20 protein-coding genes and 1 pseudogene are annotated in these 20,041 nt (G+C 70.8%); 6 read left to right on the top strand and 15 right to left on the bottom strand.

Annotated elements, in window-relative coordinates:
• Nucleotides 1-172 precede the first annotated feature (172 nt).
• Nucleotides 173-1,597, bottom strand: coding sequence for a hypothetical protein (locus ABZX90_RS08045; protein WP_355202487.1), 1,425 nt, complete (start codon nucleotides 1,595-1,597; stop codon nucleotides 173-175).
• Nucleotides 1,598-2,005: 408 nt separating this feature from the next.
• Here ABZX90_RS08045 and ABZX90_RS08050 point away from each other — a divergent pair, with 408 nt between their 5' ends.
• Nucleotides 2,006-3,832, top strand: coding sequence for an endonuclease/exonuclease/phosphatase family protein (locus ABZX90_RS08050; protein WP_355202490.1), 1,827 nt, complete (start codon nucleotides 2,006-2,008; stop codon nucleotides 3,830-3,832).
• 135 nt (nucleotides 3,833-3,967) lie between these two features.
• On the opposite strand, the gene ABZX90_RS08055 is transcribed toward ABZX90_RS08050, so the two are convergent.
• Nucleotides 3,968-4,699: an SRPBCC domain-containing protein gene (locus tag ABZX90_RS08055; RefSeq protein WP_355202493.1), complete on the bottom strand. Its 732-nt coding sequence runs from the start codon at nucleotides 4,697-4,699 to the stop codon at nucleotides 3,968-3,970.
• 292 nt (nucleotides 4,700-4,991) lie between these two features.
• Nucleotides 4,992-5,570: pseudogene (locus ABZX90_RS08060) on the bottom strand (helix-turn-helix domain-containing protein); the annotation flags it as partial.
• Nucleotides 5,571-5,737: 167 nt separating this feature from the next.
• Between ABZX90_RS08060 and ABZX90_RS08065 the strand changes: the two are divergent.
• Complete coding sequence (locus ABZX90_RS08065) at nucleotides 5,738-6,853, top strand: YihY/virulence factor BrkB family protein (RefSeq protein ID WP_355202496.1); 1,116 nt, start codon at nucleotides 5,738-5,740, stop codon at nucleotides 6,851-6,853.
• Between the two features lie 332 nt (nucleotides 6,854-7,185).
• On the opposite strand, the gene ABZX90_RS08070 is transcribed toward ABZX90_RS08065, so the two are convergent.
• Complete coding sequence (locus tag ABZX90_RS08070) at nucleotides 7,186-7,848, bottom strand: hypothetical protein (protein ID WP_355202499.1); 663 nt, start codon at nucleotides 7,846-7,848, stop codon at nucleotides 7,186-7,188.
• Nucleotides 7,845-7,979 carry a hypothetical protein gene (locus tag ABZX90_RS08075; protein ID WP_355202502.1) on the bottom strand — a complete coding sequence of 45 codons (135 nt, stop codon included), beginning with the start codon at nucleotides 7,977-7,979 and terminating at the stop codon, nucleotides 7,845-7,847. The genes ABZX90_RS08070 and ABZX90_RS08075 overlap by 4 nt, the downstream gene beginning before the upstream one ends.
• 194 nt (nucleotides 7,980-8,173) lie before the next feature.
• On the opposite strand from ABZX90_RS08075, the gene dapA reads away from it, so the two are divergent.
• Entirely contained in the window at nucleotides 8,174-9,172 is a 999-nt protein-coding gene (gene dapA, locus ABZX90_RS08080) for a 4-hydroxy-tetrahydrodipicolinate synthase (RefSeq protein WP_355202504.1), read from the top strand.
• Here the strand turns inward: dapA and ABZX90_RS08085 are convergent.
• Together ABZX90_RS08085 and ABZX90_RS08090 are read right to left on the bottom strand one after the other, a co-directional pair.
• The gene (locus tag ABZX90_RS08085) at nucleotides 9,159-10,379 is read right to left on the bottom strand and encodes a WD40 repeat domain-containing protein (RefSeq protein ID WP_355202507.1); all 1,221 of its coding nucleotides are present in this window, start codon (nucleotides 10,377-10,379) and stop codon (nucleotides 9,159-9,161) included. The two genes, dapA and ABZX90_RS08085, sit on opposite strands and share 14 nt — an antisense overlap.
• Entirely contained in the window at nucleotides 10,376-10,939 is a 564-nt protein-coding gene (locus ABZX90_RS08090) for a SigE family RNA polymerase sigma factor (protein ID WP_355202510.1), read from the bottom strand. Before ABZX90_RS08090 ends, ABZX90_RS08085 begins: the two co-directional genes overlap by 4 nt.
• 186 nt (nucleotides 10,940-11,125) lie before the next feature.
• On the opposite strand from ABZX90_RS08090, the gene ABZX90_RS08095 reads away from it, so the two are divergent.
• Nucleotides 11,126-11,629, top strand: a complete 504-nt coding sequence (locus ABZX90_RS08095) for a hypothetical protein (protein WP_351129427.1) — start codon at nucleotides 11,126-11,128, stop codon at nucleotides 11,627-11,629.
• 134 nt (nucleotides 11,630-11,763) lie between these two features.
• On the opposite strand, the gene dapD is transcribed toward ABZX90_RS08095, so the two are convergent.
• From dapD to ABZX90_RS08110, 3 genes are all read right to left on the bottom strand, one after another.
• Entirely contained in the window at nucleotides 11,764-12,765 is a 1,002-nt protein-coding gene (gene dapD / locus ABZX90_RS08100; protein WP_351129425.1) for a 2,3,4,5-tetrahydropyridine-2,6-dicarboxylate N-succinyltransferase, read from the bottom strand.
• A 231-nt stretch (nucleotides 12,766-12,996) separates the two neighbouring features.
• Nucleotides 12,997-13,533 carry a TetR family transcriptional regulator gene (locus ABZX90_RS08105; protein WP_351129424.1) on the bottom strand — a complete coding sequence of 179 codons (537 nt, stop codon included), beginning with the start codon at nucleotides 13,531-13,533 and terminating at the stop codon, nucleotides 12,997-12,999.
• 34 nt (nucleotides 13,534-13,567) lie between these two features.
• Nucleotides 13,568-13,888, bottom strand: a complete 321-nt coding sequence (locus ABZX90_RS08110) for a multidrug efflux SMR transporter (protein WP_266757393.1) — start codon at nucleotides 13,886-13,888, stop codon at nucleotides 13,568-13,570.
• 147 nt (nucleotides 13,889-14,035) lie between these two features.
• Between ABZX90_RS08110 and ABZX90_RS08115 the strand changes: the two genes are divergently transcribed.
• Nucleotides 14,036-15,166, top strand: a complete 1,131-nt coding sequence (locus tag ABZX90_RS08115; RefSeq protein ID WP_355202515.1) for a hypothetical protein — start codon at nucleotides 14,036-14,038, stop codon at nucleotides 15,164-15,166.
• Here ABZX90_RS08115 and ABZX90_RS08120 read toward each other — a convergent pair.
• Nucleotides 15,155-15,520, bottom strand: a complete 366-nt coding sequence (locus ABZX90_RS08120; protein WP_351129420.1) for a VOC family protein — start codon at nucleotides 15,518-15,520, stop codon at nucleotides 15,155-15,157. The two genes, ABZX90_RS08115 and ABZX90_RS08120, sit on opposite strands and share 12 nt — an antisense overlap.
• 507 nt (nucleotides 15,521-16,027) lie before the next feature.
• Here ABZX90_RS08120 and ABZX90_RS08125 point away from each other — a divergent pair.
• A complete protein-coding gene (locus tag ABZX90_RS08125; RefSeq protein ID WP_355202519.1) occupies nucleotides 16,028-16,999 on the top strand; it encodes an AbfB domain-containing protein in 972 nt (323 codons plus the stop codon).
• Between the two features lie 119 nt (nucleotides 17,000-17,118).
• Here ABZX90_RS08125 and ABZX90_RS08130 read toward each other — a convergent pair whose 3' ends face one another.
• The 4 genes from ABZX90_RS08130 to sufC all read right to left on the bottom strand — a co-directional run bounded on the left by ABZX90_RS08130 (nucleotide 17,119) and on the right by sufC (nucleotide 20,036).
• Nucleotides 17,119-17,454, bottom strand: coding sequence for a metal-sulfur cluster assembly factor (locus ABZX90_RS08130; protein WP_355202911.1), 336 nt, complete (start codon nucleotides 17,452-17,454; stop codon nucleotides 17,119-17,121).
• 74 nt (nucleotides 17,455-17,528) lie between these two features.
• On the bottom strand, nucleotides 17,529-17,993 hold the full coding sequence (sufU, locus tag ABZX90_RS08135) for a Fe-S cluster assembly sulfur transfer protein SufU (RefSeq protein WP_151470345.1): 465 nt from the start codon (nucleotides 17,991-17,993) through the stop codon (nucleotides 17,529-17,531).
• Nucleotides 17,994-18,009: 16 nt separating this feature from the next.
• A complete protein-coding gene (locus ABZX90_RS08140) occupies nucleotides 18,010-19,266 on the bottom strand; it encodes a cysteine desulfurase (protein ID WP_351129416.1) in 1,257 nt (418 codons plus the stop codon).
• Nucleotides 19,263-20,036 carry a Fe-S cluster assembly ATPase SufC gene (sufC, locus tag ABZX90_RS08145; RefSeq protein WP_351129415.1) on the bottom strand — a complete coding sequence of 258 codons (774 nt, stop codon included), beginning with the start codon at nucleotides 20,034-20,036 and terminating at the stop codon, nucleotides 19,263-19,265. The genes ABZX90_RS08140 and sufC overlap by 4 nt, the downstream gene beginning before the upstream one ends.
• Nucleotides 20,037-20,041: the final 5 nt, after the last annotated feature.

A 20,041-nucleotide genomic window follows, 5' to 3' on the forward strand; every position in this document is an offset into this window, starting at 1 on the left:
CGTGGGGGGCGGGTGGCGGCCTCGGTTTGCGGCCACACCGTCCCGCCCCCGTCTGAACGCGAGTTGAACGCGCGCCGACTTCAGGGGTCCCCCTTGCGTGAATCCACCCCACCGGCCCAGGGGAACGCGGGCTTCCGGAGAAGAGTCCGCCCGGATGAGGCGGCCTACCCGCTCACGTTCCCTGTTGCGACCGCGCCTTGAACGCCGCCTTGCGGGCTTCCTTGGCGACCTTCTTGTCGGGGTGCAGACGGCCCATGGCTTCCAGGACGTCGGGGGCTGCGGGGTGCTCGACCCGCCAGACCGTGTCGAAGAAGCCGCTGTGCTGCTGGGCCAGGCCCTCGACCAGTGCCTGGAGCTCGGCGGAGTTTCCTTCGGCGGCGAGCTGAGCCGCCACCGTGTCGATGGTGAGCCAGAAAACCATCGCCTCGGACGGCGGGGGCACGTCGGGTGCGCCGTGCTCGGAGAGCCAGACGCGGGCGAGACCGCCCAGTTCGGCGTCGCCGAGCACCTCGCGCAGCGCGGGCCCGGCCTCCATGCCGACCAGCGAGAGGGCCTGCTGGCAGTGCAGGCGGCGCAGCGGGGCGCCCGGGTCCGCTCCGCGCGCCGCGGAGAGCAACTCCCGTGCGGCGGACAGCGGTTCACGCAGCGCGAGCCACTGCTCGATCTCGGCCTGCGCGGCCGCCGGGGGGAAGCCCGCGGTGCCGTCCAGCAGGGTGTCCGCGCCCTTGTCCACCAGCTCGCCCACCGCGGGGGCGGAGAAGCCCGCCTCGATCAGCCGGGCGCGCAGTCCGTACAGACCGAGCGGGGTCAGGCGCACCACCCCGTACCGTGACACGTCCATGTCGTCGACGGCGGCCGGCTCCTCGTCGGAGTCGGTCATCAGGGCCTCGTCCACCGGCTGGAAGTCGACGAGGCCGATGGGCTCCAGCAGCCGGAACTGGTCGTCGAGCCGCATCATGGCGTCCGAGACCTGCTCCAGGACGTCGTTGGAGGGCTCCCCCATGTCGTCGGGCACGATCATCGAGGCGGCGAGCGCGGGCAGCGGCACCGGCACCTCGCCGAGCGCGCCCTCGCCGACGGTCAGCAGGTACAGGTTGCCGAGCACGCCGTCGAGGAACTCGGCCTCCGCCTCCGGGTCCCAGTCCAGGGCGGAGAGGTCGATCTCGCCGCCCTCGGCCATGGCGTCGACGAGATCGTCGAGGTCGGGCACGCTCGCGTCGGCCAGCACGATGTCGAGCGCGCCGAGCCAGACCCCGAGGACGTCCTGCGGGGCGCCGGAGGTGAGCAGGGCGAGGTCCTCGCCCTCGACGACGGTGCCCTCCTCGTCGTCCGCGATCTCGACGAGCCCGGTGTCGACGGCCACCCGCCAGGCCTCACCGGCGGAGGCGGCCGCGTCGTCGCCGGACAGGCCGAGCACGTCGGCCGCCTCGGGAAGCTGTTCCTCGACGAGTTCGCCCCCCGCGCCGACCCGGGTGCCGGGACCCGCCCAGCGGGCCAGCCGCGCGGCGCGGGAGAACAGCGGCGCGGCGAGCGCGTCCCGCGCCAGCCGTGCCTCGGAGTGCAGCCGCACGGGCGGCAAGGAAGAGCTGTCTGACATCGGCTGAGTTCTCCTCCGAACAACCACGACGAGCAGGGCAAGCGGTTCACGCGGGGCTTTCGCCCGAAGCCGCGCCGAACGGTTGCGGTCACCGTCGGCCACGGCGGGCACCGGACCCCGCCGGGCACCGGCGGACAGAGAGTCCGAAGGCAGCCCTGGACGTCCGTGCCAACTGCTCAGCCTAGACGGATTTCCACCCATGCCGCCCGGTTCACGTCTCCGACAGGTCTCGTACACCGTCGAAACCTTGACAACTCCCCTCGCTACACACGAGATTGACGCGCGTAGAAGTTCAACGGCCCTACGGTCCGCCCTCTTCTACGCGCGTCACTGGCCCGCACGCAGGGCGCGCTCCCCCCACCGTCCACCCTCGTCCCGGCGCTCATGAACGTCCCCGGAGGGATTCCCTTGCCGAGCAAGAGAACCGCGCGCATCGGCGCGCTGACCGTCGCCGCGGTCTGTTCCACCATTTCCGCCGTGGTGCTCACCACACCGGCCCACGCGGACACCGTCCACATCCACGACATCCAGGGCACCACCCGGACCTCCCCGCTCGCGGGTACGAAGGTCACGGACGTGGCCGGCATCGTCACCGGCGTGCGGACCTACGGTTCGTCCAAGGGCTTCTGGCTCCAGGACTCCGCCCCGGACGCCGACCCGGCCACCAGTGAGGGCGTCTTCGTCTTCACCAGCTCCGCCCCCAAGGTCGCCGTCGGCGACTCGGTCACGGTGGCGGGCACGGTCTCGGAGTACGTCCCGGGCGGCGCCTCCAGCGGCAACCAGTCGGTCACGGAGATCACCAAGCCGACGGTCACCGTCGTCTCCAGCGGCAACGCCGTCCCGGCCGCGACGGTCGTCGACGCCAAGTCCGTGCCGGACACCTACGCCCCCACCGGCGACACCGCCGCGAGCGGCTCGGTCAACGGCCTCACCCTGGAGCCGGCGACGTACGCCCTGGACTACTACGAGTCCCTCGAGGGCATGAACGTCCAGGTCGCCGACGCCCGCGTGGTCACCGCCACCGACCCGTACACGGAGCTGTGGGTCACGGTGAAGCCGCACGAGCACGCCACCCGCCGCGGCGGCACGGTGTACGGCTCGTACACCTCGCAGAACACGGGCCGGATCCAGATCCAGTCGCTCGGCGCGACCGCCGGCTTCCCGACCGCGAACGTCGGCGACAAGCTCACCGGCACCACGGCGGGTCCGCTCGACTACAACCAGTTCGGCGGCTACACCCTGGTCGCCAACCAGCTGGGCACCCTGGAGAAGGGGGGCCTGGAGCGCGAGACCACGCAGAAGCAGTCGCGCGGCGAGCTGGCGGTGGCGACGTACAACGTCGAGAACCTGGACCCGGGCGACGCCTCGTTCGACGGCCACGCGTCCGCGATCGTGAACAACCTCAAGTCGCCCGACGTCGTGTCCCTGGAGGAGATCCAGGACAACAACGGCGCGACGGACGACGGCACGGTCGCCGCCGACCAGACCGTGAAGAAGCTGATCGACGCGATCGTCGCGGCGGGCGGCCCGGCGTACGACTGGCGTTCCATCGACCCGGTCAACGACCAGGACGGCGGCGAGCCCGGCGGCAACATCCGCCAGGTCTTCCTCTTCAACCCCGAGCGGGTCTCCTTCACCGACCGCGCGGGCGGCGACTCGACGACCGCCGTCGGCGTCACCAAGGTGCACGGCAAGGCGCAACTCACCGCGTCCCCCGGCCGTGTGGCCCCGGCCGACACGGCCTGGAAGAGCAGCCGCAAGCCGCTCGCGGGCGAGTTCGTCTTCCGCGGCCACACGGTCTTCGTGATCGCCAACCACCTGAACTCCAAGGGCGGCGACCAGGGGCTGACCGCGCAGTACCAGCCCCCGACGCGCAGCTCGGAGGTCCAGCGGCACGCCCAGGCGACCGCGGTGAACGCCTTCGTCAACGAGATCCTGAAGACGCAGAAGAACGCCGACGTCATCACGCTCGGCGACATCAACGACTTCGAGTTCTCCGACACGGCCAAGATCCTGGAGGGCGACGGCGAGCTCTGGTCGGCGATCAAGTCGCTGCCGAAGAGCGAGCGTTACACGTACGACTACCAGGGCAACGCCCAGGTCCTCGACCAGATCCTGGTCAGCCCTTCCATACGCAGGGACTGCGGCCTGGAGTACGACAGCGTGCACATCAACTCGGAGTTCTCCGACCAGATCAGCGACCACGACCCGCAGGTGCTGCGGTTCCGTCCGTAGTCGCTCCGGTACGCGAGAGCCCGGCCCCGTCGTCCGGGGGGCCGGGCTCTTCGCCTGCGCGGACGTCCCGCCGGGCGGGGCCCCGCCGCCTGCGGGAACTCCCGCCCGGCCGGGCTCGTCGTCCTGGTGCGCTGGTCAGCCGGCGAAGACCCCGTCGAGCCAGCCCTTCCAGGCGGACTCGTTGCCCTTGGCGTCGGCGTCGAGCGCGAAGTCGTGGACGCTGATGCCGACCGGCGCGCCCCAGCGGTTGCGCCCGAAGAAGCGGATGAGCGCGTTGTCGGTGCGCAGCCCGATGAAGTACGGGTTGCGGTAGTCGACCACGGCGTCGAAGACCTGGCCGCCGGGCCCCTCTGCCCGGATCCGCGCGCCCTCAGCGGTGTCGTCCGCGAGGCCGAGCGCCCGTCCGACGGCGGCGAAGGCGTCGGAGGACGTGGACGCGCCGGGTCCCTCGAAGGTCGCGAAGGCGACCGGGCGGCCCGCGAAGTGGGTCACGTACTCGCGCAGGGTGTGCAGATAGAAGTCGGTGTGCTTGTCGGCTCCGTCGTACTGGTTGTCCCAGTCGTCGGTGAAGATTCCGCTGTGCACATACCGCACCCAGGAACGCCGGCCCTCTTCGCGGGCCTCGATGGTGTGGTCGATCTGATTGAGGCTCTGCGTCGGGAACGGGACGTCCTCGCTGCGCACGGTCAGCCGGTGCGGCGGGTCCCAGGCGGTGATGGTGCTGCCGAAGGGGCCGGCCCCACCCTCGCGGGGCTCGTACTCCATGGGCCACAGCCAGCCGCCGCTGCCGCTGGTGATCGCGTCCCACACCTGGCCGGGCGGGACGTCGACCTCGTACTCGCGGACGATCTCGAATTCCTTGGACATGATCATGGCTCCTGAGTGATCAACGGGCGGCTTCGCGCCCTGCGGGGGCTTCTACGACTTCGGGTCCGGCCTCGGCTTCGGGTTCGGCCGCGACTTCGGCGTCAGGCCTTGCGACGGCTCCGGGTCCGGCCGCGGGTCCGGGTCCGGCCACGACTTCGGGTCCAGGTCCGGCCACGGCGTCAGACCCAGCCGCGGCTTCGGCTCCGGCTTCGGTCACGGCTCCGGCTCCGGCTCCGGCTCCGGCTCCGGCTCCGGTCACAGCTTCGGCTCCGGCTTCGGTCACGGCTTCGGGTTTGACCGTGGGGTGGACGGCGACGACGATCCGGTGCGGGCGCCCGCCCTCCGCGTCCCCGTCGTGGTACTTGCGGATGAGCGCGCCGACCCCGGCCGTCAGTTCCTCGATGAACGCGGCCCGGTCGGCGGCCGAGGCGAAGGTCACCTCGCCGTCGAGCGCGTACGTCGCCAGTCGCTTACGGGCCTTCGCTGCGCCGGTGACGAGCGAGCCGACGTCCCGGACGAGCCGGGCGCCGAGCGCGAGCAGCCAGCGGGCGGACAGCTGGTCGCGGAAGCGGTCCGGATCCGGCTGTACGGCGGCCAGCGCGAGGGGCGAGATGACGTACGACGCCGCGGTCGCGCGCATCAGCCGCTCGGTGACATTGCCCTTGCGCCGCTCGCCCGCCAGCTCGACCAGGCCGTGCCGCTCCAGCGTCTTGAGGTGGTAGTTCACCTTCTGCCGGGGCAGGCCTACCCGGCCGGCCAGCATGGCTGCCGACGCGGGTCCGGCGGCCAGCTCGGCCAGCAGCCGGGCCCTTATCGGGTCCAGCGACACGGCGGCGGCCTCGGCATCCTCGATCACGGTCACGTCCAACATGCCTCCACGATCCCACCGAACACTTTTTTTGTCCAGGCGATCCGAATCGTCGGCGGGTCGCGGTTCCGTCGCGGCGATCTCCCCCGGGGCCGGGGCATGAAGACCGGAACGGACGGCCCGATGGCGCGTCGAGGCTTCATCGGCGCGATCCGGGCAACACGCCCGTCATGGACGAGAGACGACCGGAATCGAAGCAGCGAGCTCTTCCGGACAGAGACACGGACACGGACACCAACGCGAACACGGACACGAAGGCCGGGCCTGCCGAGAAGGCTCGGCCTGCCGGACTGCCCGCACGGGCGTGGTGGGCCGCGGCATGGCGCACGACGAAGGAGTTCCGGGACGACGAACTCGCCGACCGCGCCGCCGCGTTGACCTACTACGGCGTGCTGTCACTGTTCCCCGCACTGCTGGTGGTGGTGTCCCTTCTGGGCGTCATGGGGCAGCGCGTCACGAACAAACTCCTCGACAACGTAGGGGAGTTGGCGCCCGGCCCGGCGCGCGAGATCCTGCGTGACGCGGTGGCGCAACTCGGCGACAGCGGCGGCACGGGCGGGGTGCTGGCGATCGCCGGACTGGTCGCGGCCCTGTGGTCCGCCTCCGGGTACGTCGCCGCCTTCATCCGTGCGTCCAACGCCGTGTACGACCTCCCGGAGGGCCGTCCGGTCTGGAAGGTCACGCCGCTGAGGCTGGTGCTGACCGTCACACTGATGCTGCTCCTCACCGCGAGCGCGGTCATCGTCGTGTTCACCGGCCCACTGGCCGAACGGGCCGGGACCGCGATCGGGTTCGGCGACGCCGCGATCACGGCGTGGTCGATCGCCAAGTGGCCCTTCCTGCTGGTGTTCGTCGAGCTGATGATCGCGCTGCTGTACTGGGCCGCTCCCAACGTCTCCGGCCGCGGCTTCCGCTGGTTCAGTCCGGGCAGCGTCGTCGCCACCCTGATCTGGCTGTCCGCGTCCGCGGGATTCGCCGTCTACGCCGCCGGCTTCGGCTCGTACAACAAGATGTACGGCACGCTCGCGGGGGCCATCATCTTCCTCGTCTGGCTCTGGCTCACCAACCTGGCCATCCTCCTGGGCCTGGAGTTCGACGCGGAGGTAGCCCGCCAGCGGGCCATCACCCACGGCCGGCCCCCGACCGAGGAGCCCTACGTCGAACCCCGCGACACCCGCAAGTGGCCCCCACGCCTGCAGGCGTTGCGCGCGGCCCGGGAGAAGGCCGAGACGGGGATCGTGCCGCTGCGCAAGGGGGGCGAACGAGACGCCGCCGAGCGGGTGTGACGTGGGGCCGGGAGGCCGGTCCTCCGGGACGGAGCGGGCACCGGGCCGGCGCTCGACGTCGCCGCTCCGGCGACGGGCGGCACACCCTGCGGTGGTCGCCGTGCCGGCGAGGGGGCGGCACACGATGCGGTGGTCGCCGTGCCGACGACGGGGGTGGCACACGATGCGGCGGCGAACCCGTGTTCGGTTCGCCGCCGCATCGCTCCCCTCCGACCCCTCGGACGGACCTCAACGGTGCCGTCGATGACCGTTGTGCCGCCGTCGGAGCAGGCTCACGGCGAGGACCCGGCTCTTCTCGCTCGCCGGGACTCGGGTACCCGGACCGGTCCGGGTCATCCCTGCGAGCCCTGGTCGTCCAGGCGAGCCAACTGGCTCTGGAACCAGTCGAGTCGGGCTTGGAGCAGCGCCGCCTCCGCGACCAGCTCGGACACTCCGAGACCGGCCGTGGCGACCATGGGGCCGCCGGTGACCCGCACCCGCAGGCCCTCCCCGGCCAGCCGTGCGAAGGAGGCGAGCGAGAGCGACGTACGACCGCGGACGCATCCCGCGCAGGCGGCCGTCAACGCGCGCCAGCCCGGGCGCCCCCAGCCCGCGTCGGCCAGCGCTCCGGCCACGGCGCCGCAGCCGCAGGGGCCGACGGTGGCGCTGCGCACCCGCTGACGGGCGTAGCGGAAGCCCCGCTCGAAGCGGATGTAGGCACCGAGGACGGAGACTTCGAGGAGGACGGCCGCCCGGTGCTCGGCGGTGCACAGCATCGCCTCGGCGGCGGCGGACTCGTGCACACAGTGGAAGCCGCAGTCGCAGCGGCGGTGCGGCGCGTGGTGCCGCCGTCCGTAGACACAGCGCGCCTCGTCCAGTACTCCGTACGGCAGCGCCCCGCCCAGCGATACGCCGGTGAACCCGGCCCGGGTGCCGTCCTGGGACAGCACCGGGTGGGCGATCTTGTATCCGGTCGGCGGCTCCGTCGGGTGTTCCTCGGGGAGCCGCAGCCTCATCGTCCGGCCGGAACCTCTTCGGGCACGGACGTCTCCGACTCCTCGATGATCTCGGGGAGTTCGAACTCGTCCTCGTGTGCGTGAGCCTGTTCCCGCGCGACTCCGGTGGCGAGTGCCTTGCCGAGCCTCATGACGCCTCCCGCTCTGCCGACGACTGCCGTCCACGCCATGGTGACCCATGACGGGCCGGTTTGGCACCAGTGCCTCCACGCGGCCCGGGACGACCCGGCCGACCTGCAGCAGTCACCGCCCCGTTCGCCGCCCCCCGCCCCGGGCACTGCAGAAATGCGTAGCATCCATTGCGGATATCTCGTAGAAGAATTAAGTGGAGCTTCACAGTGGGGAGGCCGAGACTACTTCCATGACCGTTCCGAGGACCGTTCCCCCGACCGCCGTCACCGTCACCGCTTCCCCGGCCGCCTCGCGGGCGACGCGAGCCGCTCCTCCCCTGGGCCGTACCCTCTGCGCGATGATCACGCCGTTCACGGAGGCGGGTGCGCTGGATGTCGTCGGCGCCCAGCGGCTCGCCGAGCGACTGGTGGCCGAGGGATGCGACGGGCTGGTGCTCTCCGGGACGACGGGTGAGTCGCCGACCACGACGGACGCCGAGAAGGCCGCGCTGGTACGGGCGGTGCGGGAGGCCGTCGGCGACCGGGCGTCGATCGTGGCGGGGGTGGGGACGGCCGACACCCGGCACACCGTGGAGCTGGCCCTCGCGGCCGAAAAGGCGGGCGCCGACGGGCTGTTGGTGGTCGCGCCGTACTACAGCAGGCCTCCGCAGGACGCGGTCGAGGCGCATTTCCGGGAGATCGCGGACGCCTCGGGGCTGCCCCTCGTGCTCTACGACATCCCGGGGCGCACCGGGACCCGGATCGAGCCGGAGACGATGATCCGGCTGGCGGAGCATCCGCGGATCGTGGCGGTCAAGGACTGCGCGTACGACCTCCTCGGTACGCAGAAGGTGCTGGCCCGTACCGAGTTGGCGTACTACGCGGGCTGCGACGAGTACGTCCTCGCGCTGTACGCGATCGGCGCGGCCGGGTATGTGAGCACGGTGGCGAACGCGGCGCCGCGTCACTTCCGGTCGATCCTCGACGCGTTCGACGCGGGCGACACCGCCGAGGCGGCGCGTCTCCAGCGGCGGGCCGTCCCCCTCATCGAGTCGATGATGTCGGCCGGCCTGCCGGGAACCGTCACGGCGAAGGCCCTGCTCGGCCGCCTCGGCCTCCCGGCAGGCCCACCTCGCCCCCCATTGCGGCCCGCCGACCGCGAGACGGCCGACGGGCTGCTGGCAGCGTACGAACATCTGGTCAGCGGGTACTGAAGACGGGCGTCCAGCGTCCCGGGTAAGTGTCGCTCGCCTTGCGGAAGTCGCTCAGCGGTACGACCTTGTCGGTGCCGATGGTGACCAGGAGGAGTTGGTTGTGGAACTCTCCCTTGCCGGAGCACCTCTTGGGGTCGCAGCCCCAGGCGATGAGCCGCTTGTTGTCGGCCCAGGCGAGGAGTTGCTGTACCGGCACGGTGTCGACCTGTCCGCCGGTGCGCGGATCCACGATCGCGGCCGCGATGACGGTGCCGCGGCCGGCGAAGTTCCCCGCCCCGAGCTTCCCGTCGGGCGAGACGCCGGCCTCCACGGAGACGGGAACCTTCTCACCCACGGGCCACTCGGCCTTGTCACCGTCCAGACCGTAGTACTGACGGAAGGGCTTCTCCATGGAGTTCACGTAGACGAGCGTGCCGTCGTGGCTCCAGTCGAAGTCCTCACGAGAGTTTCCGGGCCATCCCATCTCGTCGGTCTGATACGGCGCTTCGTGCCAGTCCGCCCGGCCCGACGCGACGTCCACGACGGCGAATCCGGTACGGCTCGGCACCGGCCCGGGGATCTCCTTGCCGTTCACGTTCTGAGGATGGTCCACGAAGGTGCGGTCGGGGTCCTTCGCATAGGTCGTCGCGACGAGCTTCTTGCCGTCCGGCGAGAAGGCGACACCGCCGACGCCCCGGTCCACCGGGATCCAGCGGTCGACCTTGCCGGTGATCAGGTCGAGCAGCCCGATGCGCCTGGCCGGGAGTTCGCCCTCCAGCACGGCGGCGGTGCGGGAGCCGGGTGCGACGTCCAGGAAGGCCCACTTGACCTTCTTGTACGTACCCGACTTCTGGTCGAGGAGCCCGTACACCCGGGTGAGGACGCTGTCGCCGTTCGCCTGCTTGACGGGCTTGTTGACGTAGAAGGCGGAGAGCACCGTGTCCCCCGCCGCGATCATGGTCCTCGGCGGTGACTGGTCGGGGTGGCCGATGATGTCGCTCTTGTTCATCTCGCTCGCGGGCCGCACATCGTCACCGCCGCCGACGAGGCGCGGTACACCCACCGCGACGGCGACCACGGCGGCGGTCGCCACGGCGACGGTCGCGAGCCTGCGGGTGCGGCGGCGGCGCCGTACGGCCAGGACCCGGTCGGCGAAGTACGGGGGCGCGGGCATGCTGTCCGCGGCCTGCTCACGGAAGGCGTCGCCTACCAGTTCATCGACGTTCACGGACGCACCTCCACGGGCGAGTAGTCACGGGACGGCGGCTGCTCGGCCTCGGCCGCGGCCGGGCCGAGCGCCGCAAGTTCGGGCGCGAGGGTGCGCAGCCGGGCCAGCGAGCGGTGCGTCGTGGACCGTACGGTCCCCACGGAGCACCCCAGGATCCGGGCCACGTCGGCCTCCGGCAGGTCCTCGAAGTAGCGCAGGACGAGAACGGTGCGCTGCCGGGCGGTCAGCCGGGCCAGCGCCCCGCGCATCACGAGGCGCAGCTCGGCGGCCGACGCGGCGTCCGCTCCCGTGCTCGCCTCCGGCGTTTCGGCGACGCTCAGTTCGCGCCGCCGCCACTTCAGCCGCCAGCGGCTGACCTGCTGCCGGTAGAGGACCTGCCGTACGTAGGCCTCCGGTTCGTCGATCCGGTTCCAGCGGCCCGCCACCTTGATCAGCGCGTTCTGCAGCAGGTCCTCGGCAGCGTGCCGGTCCCCGCCGCTGAGGAGAACGGCCGTCTTCAGCAACGCGGACGACCGGTTCGCCACGAACTCCCGGAAACTCTCCTGCCCTTCGGCATCCATCGTCACCTTCTCTTCCCCGGCGGGCTCTGTGCCCGGCCCCTGTGCCCCCTATGACGCGCGCGCCCGCCCGCCGCTATGCCTGACGTGGCGAGATAATCCCAGGCCACGCGGCGAAGGGACCATCCTGGCCTGCGCACGGTGCGGAATTCCCGCGAGCCCACGCCGTTCCTGCCGTACGTTGTCGAGGTGAGCCGACCGCTGCTGTTCCTCGATGTCGACGGCCCCCTCAACCCGTACGCGGCCCAGCCGGAACGCCGGCCCGCCGGCTATACGACGATCCGGGTGACCCTGGAGCCCGGCCGGCCCCTGCGCGTCTGGCTCCACCCCGATCACGGCCGTGCCCTCCTCGCCCTCGGCTACGACCTGTGCTGGGCGACCACGTGGATGGACGCCGCCAACCGCTGGATCGCGCCCGTGATCGGCCTCCCCGAACTCCCCTACGTCGACTTCACCGGCGCGCTCTTCGCCGAGCGCCCCGACGGCGTCCACTGGAAGACGGAACGCATCGTGACCTACGCCGCGGGCCGCTCCTTCGCCTGGGTGGACGACGAACAGGGCCCGGCCGACGACGCGTTCGTCGCCGCCCACCACCCGGCGGCCGCTCTCCTGCGTCACGTCGACCCCCGGCTCGGCCTGCGCGAGGACGACTTCGCAGCCTTGGAGGAGTTCGCCACGAGCCTCGGCACATAGGCGAGCGCCCTCCCGGGCCGTCCTGGGGCCGTGGAAGGGCGCTCGACGATGACCGACGTCGACACCTGCCGACAGCTCGACAGCAGGTCAGAACATCGATCGATCAGGCGGCCGCAGATCACGGCCGCCCATGGTCAGTTGTGGCTGTGCAGGACCTCGTTCAGGCCGCCCCACACCGCGTTGTTCGGGCGGGCCTCGACGGTTCCGGTGACCGAGTTGCGGCGGAACAGGATGTTCGACGCCCCGGACAGCTCGCGTGCCTTGACGATGTCTCCGTCGGGCATCGTCACACGCGTGCCGGCGGTGACGTACAGCCCGGCCTCGACCACGCACTCGTCGCCGAGGGCGATGCCGACGCCCGCCTCCGCGCCGACGAGGCAGCGCTCGCCGATGGTGATACGGACGTTGCCGCCACCCGAGAGGGTGCCCATGGTGGACGCGCCGCCGCCGATGTCCGAACCGTTGCCGACGACGACACCGGCGGAGATGCGGCCCTCGACCATGGAGGTGCCGAGCGTGCCCGCGTTGAAGTTCACGAAGCCCTCGTGCATGACGGTCGTGCCCTCGGCGAGGTGCGCGCCGAGGCGGACCCGGTCGGCGTCGGCGATGCGGACGCCCTTGGGCGCGACGTAGTCCGTCATGCGCGGGAACTTGTCGATGGAGGTCACCTGGAGGTGCAGACCGGCGGCGCGCGCGTTCAGCCGGACCTTCTCGATGTCGTCGACGGCGACCGGGCCGAGCGAGGTCCAGGCGACGTTGGCGAGCAGCCCGAACACGCCGTCCAGGTTCTGGCCGTGCGGCTTGACGAGACGGTGCGAGAGAAGGTGCAGGCGCAGGTACGCGTCGTGCGCGTCGAGCGGCTTGTCGTCGAGCGACGCGATGACCGTACGGACCGCGACCACCTCGACGCCCCGGCGGGCGTCCGGGCCGATCGCCTGCGCGGCTCCCTCGCCGAGCAGTTCCACGGCCCGCTCGGCGGACAGCCGTTCGGTGCCGGACGGGCCGGGGCCCTCGGCAGTCGCAGCGGACAGTTCGGGCGCGGGGAACCAGGTGTCGAGAACGGTGCCGTCGGCGGTGAGGGTGGCGAGCCCGGCGGCGACGGCGCCGGTGGTACGAGAAGCAGTCGTGTCGGTCATGGGTGAAACCTAACGTGGCGGGGTCCGCCCGGGCGAACCGGTACGCGGGACGTCTCAGGTACCGAGCGCCCGACCCGCACCCCCGAACCCCATCCGGGCATCCGGGCATCCAGACTCACAACAGCACCGGCGCCGGCCCTCCCGCCCCACGGCAGGCCCACCGCGGCCATCCCGACTCACATCAGCAGCGCCACACCGACACAGGGCAGCACCAGCACCGGCCGTCCCGACTCACGGCAGCACCCGCGCCAGCACCTCGCGCGCGTACCCCTCGTCGTACGCCGTCCCCGTCAGGAGCACCTGGAGACAGATCCCGTCCAGCAGGGCGACGAGCGCCCGCGCCGTGACCGGGTCCGTGCGGCGGGTCAGCGGCTCCACGAGGCTGTCGATCCACTCGGCGGCGACCGGGCGCAGGGCGGGTCTGCGGAGGGCGGCGAGGTAGAGCTCGTACTCCAGCTCCACGCCGGTGCGGTCGCCGGCCAGCCACTCGCCGATCAGCCCGGCGAGTTCGGCGGCCAGGTCGGCACGGGTGTCCTCCAGGGTGCCGCGCGCGGCGAGAACCTTGGCGAAGCCCTCGTTCGCCTGGCGCAGGGCGGCGACCATGAGTTCGTCGAGGGTCTTGAAGTGGTACGTGGTGGAGCCGAGCGGCACATCGGCCTCGGCGGCGACGGAGCGATGGCTGAGCCCGGCGATGCCCTTGGCGCCGACGACACGGATCGCCGCGTCGATGATCCGCTGCCGTCGCTCGGGGTCGTACCGGCGCGCCATCAAAGGCCGCCGTCCGCCGCGCCGTGCGCGGCCATCAGTGAGCCCCGCCCAGGTTCAGCAGCACGACTCCGCCGATGATCAGCGCGATCCCGGCGGCCTTCGCGGCCGTGAGCCCCTCGCCGAGGAACAGCATGCCGATGGCCGCGATGGCGGCGGTGCCGACACCGGCCCAGATCGCGTAGGCCGTCCCGACCGAGACGGTCTTCAGGGTCTGCGCGAGGAGCGCGAAGGCGACGACGTATCCGAGGACGGTCAGCAGCGACGGCCACAGCCTGCTGAAGCCTTCTGTGTATTTCATCGCGGTGGTCGCGCCCACCTCCGCCGCGATGGCTCCCGCGAGCAGCACATATCCCATGCGTACAAGAGTACACATCGATACGTACACCCGTACACAAAGTGATCACGTAAACCCCATGGGCACCATGCACCCCAGCGGATATCGTTCGCGATCACAGTGGGGCCGGAATCGCACAGGTTCCCGAAACAATGGAGCGCACGAGGCATGTCGGACAGTTCTGGGTGGGGACCGTCGGGACCGTACGGGGGTGCTCCGGGCGGCTGGGGCTGGATGCCGCCGCCTCCGCCGCCCAAGCCGGGAGTGATCCCCCTGGCCCCGCTCGGCGTGGACACCGTTCTCGGCGGTGCCTTCGTCACGATGCGCCGTTACGCGCGGCCGCTGTTCGGGCTCGCCGCCCTGGTCGGCCTGTGCCTGGCGGCCCTGACCCTGGGTATGGCGGGCCTCGCCTACGCCGCGACGGCCGACCAGTTGCATCGCATCTCCGCGGCACCCCGTACAGCCGACTGGACCGACATACGTGCCGTCCTGGTCGCATTCGGCACCATGTGGGCCGTCGGTCTGCTGGTCGCGCTGGTGGCCAACGCCTTCATCCAGGCCTCGTCCGCGGCGACCCTGCACGACGCCGTACTCGGACGTCGGGCCCACATCGGTGGCGTCTGGCGGCGCGCCTGGCCGCGCACCCCCTCCGTGTTCGGGGTGATGCTGCTGATGGGCCTGATCGTCGTGATCCCGCTGGCGCTGTTCGCCCTGATGTCCGTCGCGCTGGTCGTGTCCGTGACGACGTCCGAGCCGTTCGTGTCGGTCGGGGCCATCTTCCTGCTCCTGCTGCTCTCGGTGCCTTTGACGATCTGGCTGTACGTCCTGTTCAGCTTCGCCCCGGCCGCCGCCGTGCTGGAGGGTGCGTCTCCGCTGACGGCGATGCGGCGTTCGGTGCGGCTGATGCGCGGCACGTGGTGGCGCACGTTCGGCATCACCCTGCTCGGCGGCCTGATCGCGGTCATCGCCTCGCTGGTGATCAGGCTGCCGCTCATGTTCGCGATGCCGACCCCGCAGCCGTACGTCCCCTCGGCGCAGCCGCCCCCGGACGCCGCGGACGTCTTCGCACAGCTCATACCCGAGATGGGGCCCTACCTGGTGCTCTCGCTCATCGTGGGTGTCGTCACCCAGATGTTCTCCATGGTGTTCATGCCGCTGGTGACGAACCTGCTGTACATCGACCAGCGCATCCGCAGGGAGGGCCTGGCGGACGTGCTGATGCGCGTGGCCGTGATTCCGGAGTCGCCCGGCGGCCCGGACGCGCCCGGCGCTCCGGGTGCGCCCGGCTCAGTCCAGTAGCGACTTCTTCGGCCGCAGCACACAGAACTCGTTACCCTCGGGATCGGCGAGGACGACCCAGCTGACGTCCTCGCCCTGCCCCACGTCGGCCCGGCGCGCCCCGAGGGCGAGGATCCGCGCGACCTCGGCGGCCTGGTCGTCCGGCGTGAGGTCGATGTGGAGCCGGTTCTTGACGGTCATGCGCTCCGCGGCCGGCACGAAGCAGAGCCCGGGCAGCGCGTGCGCGTCGGAGCCGATGACGATCTCGTCCTCGGCCTCGAACAGCACACGCCAGTCGAGGACTCGGCACCAGAAGCGGGCCATCGTGGGCAGGTCGTGGGCTTCGATGACGAGGTGGTAGAAGGAGACAGCCATGAACGGCAGTCTCCCCCGGCACGAGGAGGCCCGCCACCGCCCCCGGCCACACCCTTCGGCGAACCACCCAGCGCGGCCTCGCACAGGTCGCAGAGGCCGCACCAGGTCGCACCAGGGCGCACCAGGTCGCACAGAATCGGACACGGCGCCACGCATTCGCGCCCGCGATGAGGCCGGGCTGGGAGTGTGCTGAGAGCGCCCTGTGAAGCCCGTCCCCCGGAGACCGGGAGTGACTGCGTCCCCCGAGACCGGGAGCGGGACCGGCGCCTCACCCCGCCACCGCCCGGCTTCGTGCGATTCCCTGGGACACCGTCGGACAACTCCCCGCTGCGGCAAGGCAATTCGCCGGTATCGCTACGGGAAACGACTGCTCAGAACTCAACAGTTCCACTACTGTTTCACCCGTCGCACACCGGGCCTCCACGACCACCCTGCCCGTGTGCCCGCACCCTCCACCCCCTTGCGTCGCCCTCTCGCGCGCTCGCCCTCCCCCCTCTAGGAACGCGTATGCCTGAAGTGACGCCCGGGTCCGGGCCCGACCAGCCCGGCCCCTCCAAGGAGATAGCGCCCTGGCGCCCCACCCCGCACGGTGCGCCCTACCCGATGACGGCCGAGCTCGTTCCCGTTCCGCCGGCCCCCTGGCAGACGGCCGGGGCCAAGGACGATGGCAAGCTGCCCGGGACCCGTCGGCTCTGGCTGGCCGGCGGGCTCGCGGTGGCCGTGACCATCGCCGCCGTGACCGTGATCGCCGTACAGTCGAACCATTCTGACGATCCATCACAGAACCGGGCGGACAACAGGACCACGGCCGACACCACGAATCCCTTCCTCCCCGGCGCCCCCGCCGGAGCCACCGGCGCCCCGGTGGGCAAGAACGCGCTGTCCTCGCCGGAAGCCGCGCGCTCGGCTTCACAGGATTCCGCCTCACAGGATTCCGCCGCGCGGGGGTCCGCCTCGCCGGCGCCGTCGGATCTGGGTTCCGGCAGCCGGCCCGTCCCCGGAACGTCGGCGCCCGCCGCGTCCGGCAGCGCCTCCGCGCCCCGGCCGGCCTCCTCGCGCAAGTCGGTCCAGGCGGTCAACTACCCGGACCGCTTCTGGCATCTGAGCGACGGAAAGGTCCGGCTCGACCCGGTGAGCTCGGACAGCTCGGCCGCGACCCGGCGGGCCGCCAGCTTCACCGTGGTCCCAGGACTGGCGAAATCCTCCTGCTACTCCTTCACCACGGCCGACGGCGCCTACCTGCGTCACCGTGACTTCCTGCTGCGCGCCGACCGCAGCGACGGCTCCGCCCTCTTCCGGAAGGACGCCACCTTCTGCCCCCGTGGGTCCGGCTCCTCCGGCGCCGTGCGGCTGGAGGCGCTCAACTACCCGGGCCGTTTCCTGCGCCACCGCAACTTCCAGCTCCACCTGGAGCGTTCCGAGGACAGCAGGCTCTACCGGGCCGACTCGGCGTTCCGTCTGGTGCGGGGCTGGGCCTGAGACCGGAGCGCCACCGCGGAAACGCCATGGGGCGGCACCCGAAGGTGCCGCCCCATGCGGGTACCGAAGTGCCGAGGCACGGAAGTACCGAAGCGCTCAAGTACCGAGGTACCGAAGGCTCAGACGTTGAACCCGAGCGCCCGAAGCTGCTCGCGGCCGTCGTCCGTGATCTTGTCCGGGCCCCACGGCGGCATCCAGACCCAGTTGATGCGCAGCTCGTTGACGAGGCCGTCCGTGGCGGACTTGGCCTGGTCCTCGATGACGTCGGTCAGCGGGCATGCCGCGGACGTCAGGGTCATGTCGATCGTCGCGATGTTCGCGTCGTCGATGTGGATGCCGTAGATGAGGCCGAGGTTGACGACGTCGATGCCGAGCTCGGGGTCGACGACGTCGTAGAGCGCCTCGCGGACCTCTTCCTCCGAGGCGGGCTTCGTCGTCAGGATCTCGCCCGACACCACAGCGGCCTCGCCCGATGCCACGGTCTCGTCCGATGCCACAGCGGTCTTGTCCGATGTCACGGTGTTCTCGCTCATGCCGTCTTCCTCTCGGCGCTCTCGCCCAGAGCCTGGGCCGTCGCGTCCTTCCACGCCATCCAGCTGAGGAGGGCGCACTTGACCCGGGCCGGGTACTTGGAGACACCGGCGAACGCGACCGCGTCCTCCAGCACCTCCTCCATCGCGTCGTCGGGCTCGATACGGCCCTTGGACTGCATCAGTTCCAGGAAGGTCTCCTGGATCTTCTGCGCGTCGGACACGTCCTTGCCGACCAGGAGGTCGTTCAGTACGGAGGCGGAGGCCTGGCTGATCGAGCAGCCCTGCCCCTCGTACGAGATGTCCTCGATCCGCTCGCCGTCGTACTTCACGCGCAGGGTGATCTCGTCACCGCACGTGGGATTGACGTGGTGCACCTCGGCGTCGCCGTCCCGGAGACCGCGCCCGTGCGGGTGCTTGTAGTGGTCCAGGATGACTTCCTGGTACATCGAATCCAGCTTCACGTTCCCAGCCAGCCCCTCAGCCGAAGAAGTTCCGTACGTGCTCCAGGCCGTCGATCAGAGCGTCGATCTCGGCCGGCGTGGAGTACAGATAGAACGACGCTCGCGTCGTCGCAGGAATTCCGTACCGCAGGCAGACCGGACGGGCGCAGTGGTGACCGACCCGGACCGCGATGCCCTGCTCGTCGAGGACCTGGCCCACGTCGTGCGGGTGGATGTCGCCCAGCGTGAACGAGATCGCGGCGCCGCGGTCCTCGGCCGTGGTGGGGCCGATGATCCGGAGGTCGGGGACCTCCGCGAGCCGCTTCACCGCGTACTCGGTGAGGGCGTGCTCGTGGGCGAGGATCTTGTCCATGCCGATCGAGGAGAGATAGTCGATCGCCGCTCCCAGACCGACCGCCTGCGCGATCGGCGGGGTGCCCGCCTCGAACTTGTGCGGCGCCGGGGCGTACGTCGACGAGTGCATCGAAACGGTCTCGATCATCTCGCCGCCGCCGAGGAACGGCGGGAGGTCCTCGAGGAGTTCCTGGCGGCCCCAGAGGACGCCGATGCCCGTCGGACCGCACATCTTGTGACCGGTGAAGGCCACGAAGTCGGCCTGGAGGGCCTGGACGTCGAGGGGCATGTGGGGCGCGGCCTGCGACGCGTCGATCAGGACCAGGGCGCCGACCTCCTGGGCGCGGCGCACTATCGCCTCGACCGGGTTCACGGTGCCCAGGATGTTCGACACCAGCACGAAGGAGACGATCTTCGTCTTCTCCGTGATGATCTCGTCGATGTTCGACAGGTCGAGGCGGCCGTCGTCGGTGAGGCCGAACCACTTCAGCTTCGCACCGGTGCGCTGCGACAGCAGCTGCCACGGAACGATGTTGGAGTGGTGCTCCATCTCCGTGATGACGATCTCGGTCTCGTGGTCGACCCGGTAGGGCTCGTCGGCCCAGCCCAGCATGTTGGCCACGAGGTTGAGCGACTCGGAGGCGTTCTTGGTGAAGATCACCTCGTCGCGGCTCGGCGCGTTGATGAACGCGGCGACCTTGTCGCGCGCGCCCTCGTACAGCGCCGTGGCCTCCTCGGCGAGCACATGCACACCGCGGTGGACGTTGGCGTTGTAGCGCTCGTAGTAGCCACTGAGTGCGTCCAGTACCTGGCGCGGCTTCTGCGAGGTCGCCGCGTTGTCCAGGTACACCAGCTTCTTACCGTCGTGGACCTGGCGGTCCAGGATGGGGAAGTCCTTGCGGATCGCCTCGGTGTCGAGGAGGCCCGGCAGCTGTGTCACGCGGATACGCCACCCTTCGCGTCGACTGCGTACGACTCGTAACCCTCGTTCTCCAGCTTGTCGGCGAGCTCGGCGCCACCGGACTCGACGATGCGGCCGCCGGAGAAGACGTGGACGAAGTCGGGCTTGATGTAGCGCAGGATGCGCGTGTAGTGGGTGATGAGCAGGGTGCCCACCTCACCGGTCTCGCGGACGCGGTTGACGCCCTCGGAGACGACGCGCAGGGCGTCGACGTCCAGGCCGGAGTCGGTCTCGTCGAGGATCGCGATCTTCGGCTTGAGCAGCTCCAGCTGAAGGATCTCGTGGCGCTTCTTCTCACCGCCGGAGAAGCCCTCGTTGACGTTGCGCTCGGCGAAGGCCGGGTCCATGGAGAGGCGCTCCATGGTCTCCTTGACCTCCTTCACCCACGTACGCAGCTTGGGGGCCTCGCCGCGGACGGCGGTGGCGGAGGTGCGCAGGAAGTTGGAGACCGAGACGCCGGGGATCTCGACCGGGTACTGCATCGCCAGGAACAGGCCCGCGCGGGCGCGCTCGTCGACGGACATCTCCAGGACGTCCTCGCCGTCGAGGGTGACGGTGCCGCTGGTGATCGTGTACTTCGGGTGGCCCGCGAGCGAGTAGGCGAGCGTCGACTTGCCCGAGCCGTTGGGGCCCATGATGGCGTGCGTCTCGCCCTGCTTCACGGTCAGGTCGACGCCCTTGAGGATCTCCTTCGTGGCGTTGTCGGCCTCGACGGTGACGTGCAGGTCGTGGATTTCAAGCGTTGCCATGGGTT

It is taken from the genome of Streptomyces sp. NPDC002935, assembly GCF_040611295.1.
GTDB lineage: Bacteria > Actinomycetota > Actinomycetes > Streptomycetales > Streptomycetaceae > Streptomyces.

What these genes read in the sequence shown, in the direction of transcription:
- ABZX90_RS08045 (WP_355202487.1), bottom strand. Translation starts at nt 1,597, where the DNA reads ATGTCAGACAGCTCTTCCTTGCCGCCCGTGCGGCTGCACTCCGAGGCA.
- ABZX90_RS08055 (WP_355202493.1), bottom strand. Translation starts at nt 4,699, where the DNA reads ATGTCCAAGGAATTCGAGATCGTCCGCGAGTACGAGGTCGACGTCCCG.
- ABZX90_RS08065 (WP_355202496.1), top strand. Translation starts at nt 5,738, where the DNA reads ATGGACGAGAGACGACCGGAATCGAAGCAGCGAGCTCTTCCGGACAGA.
- ABZX90_RS08070 (WP_355202499.1), bottom strand. Translation starts at nt 7,848, where the DNA reads ATGAGGCTGCGGCTCCCCGAGGAACACCCGACGGAGCCGCCGACCGGA.
- ABZX90_RS08075 (WP_355202502.1), bottom strand. Translation starts at nt 7,979, where the DNA reads ATGAGGCTCGGCAAGGCACTCGCCACCGGAGTCGCGCGGGAACAGGCT.
- ABZX90_RS08090 (WP_355202510.1), bottom strand. Translation starts at nt 10,939, where the DNA reads ATGGATGCCGAAGGGCAGGAGAGTTTCCGGGAGTTCGTGGCGAACCGG.
- dapD (WP_351129425.1), bottom strand. Translation starts at nt 12,765, where the DNA reads ATGACCGACACGACTGCTTCTCGTACCACCGGCGCCGTCGCCGCCGGG.
- ABZX90_RS08105 (WP_351129424.1), bottom strand. Translation starts at nt 13,533, where the DNA reads ATGGCGCGCCGGTACGACCCCGAGCGACGGCAGCGGATCATCGACGCG.
- ABZX90_RS08110 (WP_266757393.1), bottom strand. Translation starts at nt 13,888, where the DNA reads ATGGGATATGTGCTGCTCGCGGGAGCCATCGCGGCGGAGGTGGGCGCG.
- ABZX90_RS08115 (WP_355202515.1), top strand. Translation starts at nt 14,036, where the DNA reads ATGTCGGACAGTTCTGGGTGGGGACCGTCGGGACCGTACGGGGGTGCT.
- ABZX90_RS08120 (WP_351129420.1), bottom strand. Translation starts at nt 15,520, where the DNA reads ATGGCTGTCTCCTTCTACCACCTCGTCATCGAAGCCCACGACCTGCCC.
- ABZX90_RS08125 (WP_355202519.1), top strand. Translation starts at nt 16,028, where the DNA reads ATGCCTGAAGTGACGCCCGGGTCCGGGCCCGACCAGCCCGGCCCCTCC.
- sufC (WP_351129415.1), bottom strand. Translation starts at nt 20,036, where the DNA reads ATGGCAACGCTTGAAATCCACGACCTGCACGTCACCGTCGAGGCCGAC.